Annotated in this window: 6 protein-coding genes; all 6 read right to left on the reverse strand. The window is 43.0% G+C overall.

Going from position 1 to position 6,862, the window contains the following annotated elements; genetic code table 11:
* Nucleotides 1-1,047, reverse strand: a 1,047-nt coding sequence (locus AC29Z1_RS11255) for a diguanylate cyclase domain-containing protein (RefSeq protein WP_488271556.1), incomplete at its 3' end; no start/stop codon positions are given.
* Nucleotides 999-2,111 (reverse strand): cache domain-containing protein, encoded by a 1,113-nt coding sequence (locus AC29Z1_RS11260; RefSeq protein ID WP_488271557.1) that lies wholly within the window; start codon nucleotides 2,109-2,111, stop codon nucleotides 999-1,001. The genes AC29Z1_RS11260 and AC29Z1_RS11255, both read right to left, overlap by 49 nt.
* Nucleotides 2,112-2,341: 230 nt before the next feature.
* Nucleotides 2,342-3,613: a sensor histidine kinase gene (locus tag AC29Z1_RS11265; RefSeq protein ID WP_488271558.1), complete on the reverse strand. Its 1,272-nt coding sequence runs from the start codon at nucleotides 3,611-3,613 to the stop codon at nucleotides 2,342-2,344.
* A 2-nt stretch (nucleotides 3,614-3,615) separates the two neighbouring features.
* Entirely contained in the window at nucleotides 3,616-4,290 is a 675-nt protein-coding gene (locus AC29Z1_RS11270) for a response regulator transcription factor (RefSeq protein WP_488271559.1), read from the reverse strand.
* A 95-nt stretch (nucleotides 4,291-4,385) separates the two neighbouring features.
* Nucleotides 4,386-4,640, reverse strand: a complete 255-nt coding sequence (locus AC29Z1_RS11275; protein ID WP_488271560.1) for a hypothetical protein — start codon at nucleotides 4,638-4,640, stop codon at nucleotides 4,386-4,388.
* Nucleotides 4,641-4,786: 146 nt separating this feature from the next.
* Nucleotides 4,787-6,448 carry a ribonuclease J gene (locus AC29Z1_RS11280; protein WP_488271561.1) on the reverse strand — a complete coding sequence of 554 codons (1,662 nt, stop codon included), beginning with the start codon at nucleotides 6,446-6,448 and terminating at the stop codon, nucleotides 4,787-4,789.
* Nucleotides 6,449-6,862 lie beyond the last annotated feature (414 nt).

Consider the following 6,862-nt stretch of genomic DNA (forward strand, 5'->3'; position numbering starts at 1 on the left):
GTCATTCTCTCCAGGTACAATGACAATGAACTCATCGCCGCCAAGGCGGGACACAAACGCCGTTTCACCGACTGCGGCAACAATATGCCGGCTTGCTGAAACAATAACATTGTCACCAAATGAATGACCGAAATTGTCATTTACTGATTTTAGATCATCAATATCGATAAATAGAATCACACCCGCGGTTTTGCCAGCACGAGCCTTTTCTAGCTCTGCCTCAAGGTAAAGGGTTAAACTGGCACGGTTTGGTAGCCCGGTAAGCATATCATGATAAGCAAGTTGCCTGATATTTTTTTGGACAGTATCTCGTTCAAGAGCGATGGAAGCCAAGTCACCAAACTGGCGCAATCCAGCTAAGTCCTCATCACTGATCGGATGAATTGTATCCTTCCAGCTTACCATCAAAACACCTTTAACTTTCCCCGCTTGCTTGAGAGGAACCATAACCACACTGCTGACTTGATTCAAAACAGGGTCATCAATCCGCTGCGGGTATACACGATAATCCTCAACATAGAAAATCTCACCCGTAGCATAAACATGGCCTTTCATCCCCACTTGTGCAGGCTGGAGACTTTTAGCAATGGCTGCATCCAGCCCAATGGCATGATGTATATAGAAATTCTCACCGTCAGCATCGAATAAGCCGATATACCCGGCCATCCCGCCAAGTAACTGGACAGCATGTTGCAAAATAACCTTGAGAAAATCTTCTCTTTCTGCTTCCCCGATAGGTTGGGTCAATAAACCGGTTATGGCTTGGTATTGCCGTTCCCGCAATAACAGCTTGCTTTCGGTTTGCCGTCTGGCCTCGTTTTCCGCAATCAAACGGCTATTGGTATCTACCAGCATTTCATTCATACTTGTCAGCTCTTCATTCATTACTGCCATTTCCTGATTAGCCGCCGCCAGTTCTGCCGTCCTTGCTTCTACCATCTCTTCCAACCGCTCACGATGCTGCCGCAGTTCAGACACCATTTGATTAAAATTGGCCGCTAATATGTCAATCTCATTCGAAGAATTCGTAGTAAGCCGTACTGCCAAATCTCCCTCCTTAATTTGGTTCGTGGCATGTACAATAGCAGTAACGGATCAGTTATTTTGCGTGAAAACCAGATGGTCAACAGCGCGGAAAAGATAATTACCATAAAACCCACAATCATCGTCTTCAGTGTCACAAAACTCATAAAAGCCATAACAGCACTTTTCTTTTGCACAACAATCAGGCTCCAGGGGGCAGATGCTCCCGGTAGGGAAATGGTTCTGTAAGCGCATATATACTGCTCCCCGTCCAGATCCGTGTATTCACCTACTCCAACTTTTCCGGCCATCACTTCAGCAACAATTGCCTGTAGGGAAGGAGCGACTTCAAAGTGACTTTCCACGGTGATTTCATTATTCTTGTCATCGGTAAGCATGTTACCGTTAGCATCCCGCAGTAGCACTTTTTTCTTCATGGTTTTGTAGTTATATAGCTCGGCAACCTGTTTCCTGTCAGGATGAGCAATCACCGTTCCTTCACCATCTAATAGATAGGCGTAACTGCCTTCCCCCGAATTATAGTTTTCAACCATCTGCTGGATTTTCTTTACTTCAATATCAGCCATAAGCAAACCAGTTACATTGCCATTTGAGTATATTCCATGCACAATGGTAGTAATGGGAGACCCGGAGAATAGCGAATAATAGGTTTTAGAAATAAACGGCTGTTGTTCGGCCATAAATTTTTTAAACCACCAACGTTCTGCCCGGTTGCCTAAAGGACCACTTGAACGTGCGGTTTGGTCGCCATTCAGCTTAACAAAAGCCAAGAGTTGAAAAAAAGGATACCGCCAGGACATTTCCTCCAACAATTTCTGTTGGCTAACAGCATCCAGATTATTTACACCAGGATATTCGGCCAGCATTTGGGTTATATTGTAGGCATTCTGCATAAACTGAGCAATGTTAGCTGCCAGACTTTCTGCCATAACGAAATTATTATGGTGCATTTTCTTTTCATAATCGTCTGAAATTAAAGAATAGCTGATTGCCAAAGTCGAAACCATGGCTAACATAATTAACGAACATATAATCGATGTCAATTGCCGCCGAATTGAGAAAAACATACAATCACTACTCCGTGCTACATTTTCCCATGATTAATATGTATTTCTCTACTTTTTCGACAATTCCTTGCAAAAAATTACTTAAAGAAAAATTCTTTTACACATTAAGCCATAGCAAAATTCACCTAATACGACAAAGTGTAAACAATACCGGAGATTTTCTTTATCAAATGCATCGCGCTGACTTCTCCCAACAGCAGTAGAAGTCAGCGCGATAGTATTTACAAGAACTATGTTAGTTTTTTAATCGGCAGTATAATACTGAACTTGGTGCCACCCCCCGGCCTGCTGTCTACTCCAATTTTTCCGTCATGTTGCTCTACAATCCATTTGGCTATCGAAAGCCCCAGACCTGTACCACCTTTTTCCCGGGAACGAACTTTATCGCCCCGATAAAACCGGTCAAATACCCGGGGTAAATCTTCAGGTGCTATTCCCTGTCCAGAATCTTCAACGGTTACCACTAGATTATTTCCCTGCCGATTAGCGGTAATTACGATCTCACCAGGAGGCGGCGTATATTTTATTGCATTATCCAGAAGAATTACCAGCAATTGATGTAGACGCTCCCGGTCAGCTGTTAATTCCAACTGCTCATTAGTAACTGCCTGCAACGTAAGGCCTTCCATTTCTGCCAGCGGTATAAACTGCTCAGCAACAATCTCAATTAATTCACTCAAATTTACCAAACTTAATTTAAGCTCAGACTGATTGGCATCCGATCTTGCCAAAGTTAATAAATCAGACACCAATTTTGTCATCCGCCTGGCCTCTCGGACAATGTTAGTCACTCGAATGCTTTCTTCCTCTACAGTATGGTTGGGGTGGCGTAACATAAGCTCAGCATTACTATTAATGACAGCCAGTGGTGTACGTAATTCATGGGAAGCGTCGGCAACAAACTGCTGCTGTTTTTCCCAAGATTTCTGGATAGGAATCATCGCTCGTTTGGCCAGATAATACCCCGCAAGGATAATACTTATCATCCCGATGACCAGTCCAGTTCCGATAATAATCAGTAAGTTACGTAACGAAGCAAACTCTGAATCTACAACACCTATCCCAATCACACTATGTACTTCAATAAGACCAATGTCGGTTTTTAAGACACGCTCCTCATACTGATAAGGAATACTAAGCATTCGATACACATGGGATTCCAACTCTTTGGTCTGAATTTGACCTGGTGGTAACTGGGATACCAGTTCAGCCAAGTGTTCTACTTCTATGTCATCGTTTCTGAATAATTTAACAAGCCTTCCTTGCGTATCCTGCAAAAGAATAATGATACGCGGATCAAACAAGGCCCGATTGCGACCTGGTGGTGCTAATCTGCCATCGACAATTCTAAAATTATGGGTTTTATACCACATGGCTTCATCCACCTTATCCAAAAGGCGATAAGAAACATAGCCATAAATAACGGCTCCGAAAATCACGAAAATGAGTAAAAACACGACCGAGTTCATTATCGCTAACTGGCGCAGGGTACGATTAAACATGCTTACTTCTCCTTGAACATAAACCCAGCTCCGCGTACCGTCCGGATTAAACTGTCATGTCCGGATGGAGCTAGTTTTTTGCGTAGATAATGAATATATAGGTCAACCACACTAATAGTAGTCTCTGATTCAAACCCCCAAACGCGGTCAAATATTTGTTCTCGGGTTAAAATCTGTTCTTTATTGAGCACCAGAAATTCTAACAAATCATATTCTTTAGTGGTTAACCCTAAAGCCTGGCCATCGACAAAACCGTCACGCACCTTACTGTCGATGGTAACTCCCCCATAGCTGATAGTCCCATCATTAGCCAGCGCCCCACCGCGTCTAAGCAACGCTTTTATTCTCGCCAATAGTTCCTGAATAGCAAACGGCTTAACTAAGTAATCATCGGCGCCTACTTCCAGGCCATACACCTTGTCTGCTACACTGTCACGTGCTGTCAATAGCAAAATTGGTACCGTTTGGTCTGTCTCCCGAACCGCCTTCACAATCTCTAAGCCACTAATCTCAGGTAACATAATATCTAATAGTAACAAATCATAAATTCCCTGTTTGGCTAAATATAATCCCTCATCCCCGGTAGCTGCTTCATCAATAACGTAATTTTCCTCAGCCAAGAGAGAAACAATGGCTTCGCGTAAAGCATGATCATCCTCAACAACCAAAATCCTCATCCAATCACTCCCGCCTGTATCATTATCCAATCTATCTTGCTATAAAACACACTCTTGACACGTTATAGGTAGTATTACCTTTTCAGCGTATGGCATTATTCTTTCCATGTCAAGGGAGAAAACTCTTCAGTTTTATCAATCAACCACGGCAGATCAGGTGGTTCAGCTTCGCCTTGGATTTTGGCGGTAGTAGCTGACGAAGTTGTTTGTTGTCTTATGCTGAAAACCGATTCTATCGTTGTCACTGGCTCTAAGGCATAAATCATGACTGCGACCGGCATAGCCATGATTAAACAAGTGGAAATTAGACTCAACGCAGTACCGAAAAGGCGTTTTATCAGGTTTTCCATCTTCCCCCACTCCTACAGTTATATTTGTTACTGTCTGTAGTATAACGTAAGATTTTTTGTATTCTTTTTGAAAAGCAGCAAATAAAAAAAGTACTTGCACACCGCAAGTACTCTTTACTATTCAGCAACGCTAACACCGCAGTCAGTTACAAATCCATGATGATGGGTAAGATCATCGGTCGGCGACCGGTTTTTGCTAACAAATACTTACCCAGCGCTTCCCGAATCCCAGACTTAAGGGGCGCCCACTCAGTTATCGGCTGATTTTCAAACCGTTCTAAAACCCCTTTTACGATCTTGCGTGCCTCTTCAATTAAGGCATCAGAATCCCGAACATAGACAAATCCTCGAGAAACAATATCCGGACCGTCCAAAATGCAGCCTTTGTTTTTGTCCAAGGTTACAACAACTACCAATACACCATCCTGGGATAATTGTCGCCGGTCGCGGATAACAATATTGCCGACATCGCCAACGCCCAACCCATCTACGAAAATTTTTCCGGATGGAACCTTACCAGCATAACGTCCTGTTTCGGCAGTAAACTCAAAAACATGACCATTTTCGCCAATAAAGATATTTTCTGGGGGTATTCCGATTTCATTTGCCAGCTTTCCATGCTGGATAAGCATCCGGTGCTCGCCATGGATAGGAATAAGAAACTTAGGACGCACTAAGTTCAAAATGAGTTTAAGCTCCTCTTGGCTGCCGTGACCAGAAACGTGAATGCCTGATGATTTTTCGTACACCACATGAACCCCTAAGCGCATAAGCGCATCAATCGTTCTGCCAACAGACCGTTCATTGCCGGGTATTGGATTAGCAGCTATCAAGACGGTATCGCCTGGGGCTAATTCTAAACTGCGATGGTTTTTGTAAGCTAAACGGCTAAGCGCCGCCATCGGTTCCCCCTGGCTACCTGTAGTTAAAATTAAAATCTGGTTTGCAGGATAGCGGTTAATTTCATCGACACCGATGAGAACCCCTTCAGGTATCGTCATATATCCCAGTTCTGTCGCCTTAGTTATTACAGTAACCATGCTTCGGCCAAGCAAGGCTACTTTACGCCCATATGCATATGCCGAACTTATAGCTTGCTGCAAGCGGGAAACATTGGAAGCAAACGTGGTCAGAATAATACGTCCTTTAGCTTTGCCAAAATGCTCATCCAGCGCCTCACAGACAGTGCGTTCTGATTTTGTGTAGCCTTCACGCTCAGCATTGGTGCTATCAGAAAGCAGTACCAGTACTCCCTGATTCCCTAATTCAGCAAACTTATGAATGTCAATTATCTTACCATCAACCGGAGTCTGGTCAATCTTAAAGTCACCAGTATGAACAACCGTTCCTATTGGTGTCTTAAGATAAACAGCTAATGCATCGGCTATCGAATGGTTAACCCGGATAAAACCAACCTCAAATTGTCCAAGCGTAATAACATCGCCTGGGCCCACCGGAATCAGCTTACAGTTGGTAACCTCATATTCTTTGAGCCGCTCCTCTACCAATCCCAAGGTAAGCCTGGAACCATACACAGGCACGTCCACCCGGCGCAGCAAATAAAACAAAGAGCCAATATGATCTTCATGCCCATGGGTTAAGACAACACCCTTAATCTTGTCCTTGTTATCAATAAGATACGTCATATCTGGTATCACTAAATCAATGCCCAGCATATCTTCCTCGGGGAATGCCAAGCCTGAGTCAATGACAATAATATCATCACCATAGCGAAATACTGTCATATTCTTGCCAATTTCGCCAAGACCCCCGAGCGGAATGATTAAAAGTTTTTCGTTCGTGTTCAAGAGAACCTCCTATACATTACCTTTATTCTTGTAAGCAGACTTAGCTTCAGGCGAGGTTTAACCGCTTCTAAAGGTTAGTCGCCTTTATCCAGAAACTTAGCTGCTCTTAGCTTTTATGATCAATCTGAGAGTCGTAGAGCGGGTTGGTTTCAGAATAAAATTAGAACTAGGACCCCCGCTAAGTCCTAGTTTTTGCTCAACGTTACATTATCATCCGCACAATATGATTTAAATTAACACCGCTCAGTAACTCGTATCTATATTATATACAATCTGTAACTAATTTGCAAATTTTGGCTGGTAATTGGAAATTTTATTATTACCTAACATGTCAAAGCGCCATAAGATCTTTCTACTTGTAAAACCAGGAAAAGCAGTAGAGTAAATAAAAGAACAGAGCTTGTACTAAGCCCT

It is taken from the genome of Sporomusa sp., from assembly GCF_057736855.1.

What these genes read in the sequence shown, in the direction of transcription:
- AC29Z1_RS11270 (WP_488271559.1), bottom strand. Translation starts at nt 4,290, where the DNA reads ATGAGGATTTTGGTTGTTGAGGATGATCATGCTTTACGCGAAGCCATT.
- AC29Z1_RS11265 (WP_488271558.1), bottom strand. Translation starts at nt 3,613, where the DNA reads ATGTTTAATCGTACCCTGCGCCAGTTAGCGATAATGAACTCGGTCGTG.
- AC29Z1_RS11260 (WP_488271557.1), bottom strand. Translation starts at nt 2,111, where the DNA reads ATGTTTTTCTCAATTCGGCGGCAATTGACATCGATTATATGTTCGTTA.
- AC29Z1_RS11275 (WP_488271560.1), bottom strand. Translation starts at nt 4,640, where the DNA reads ATGGAAAACCTGATAAAACGCCTTTTCGGTACTGCGTTGAGTCTAATT.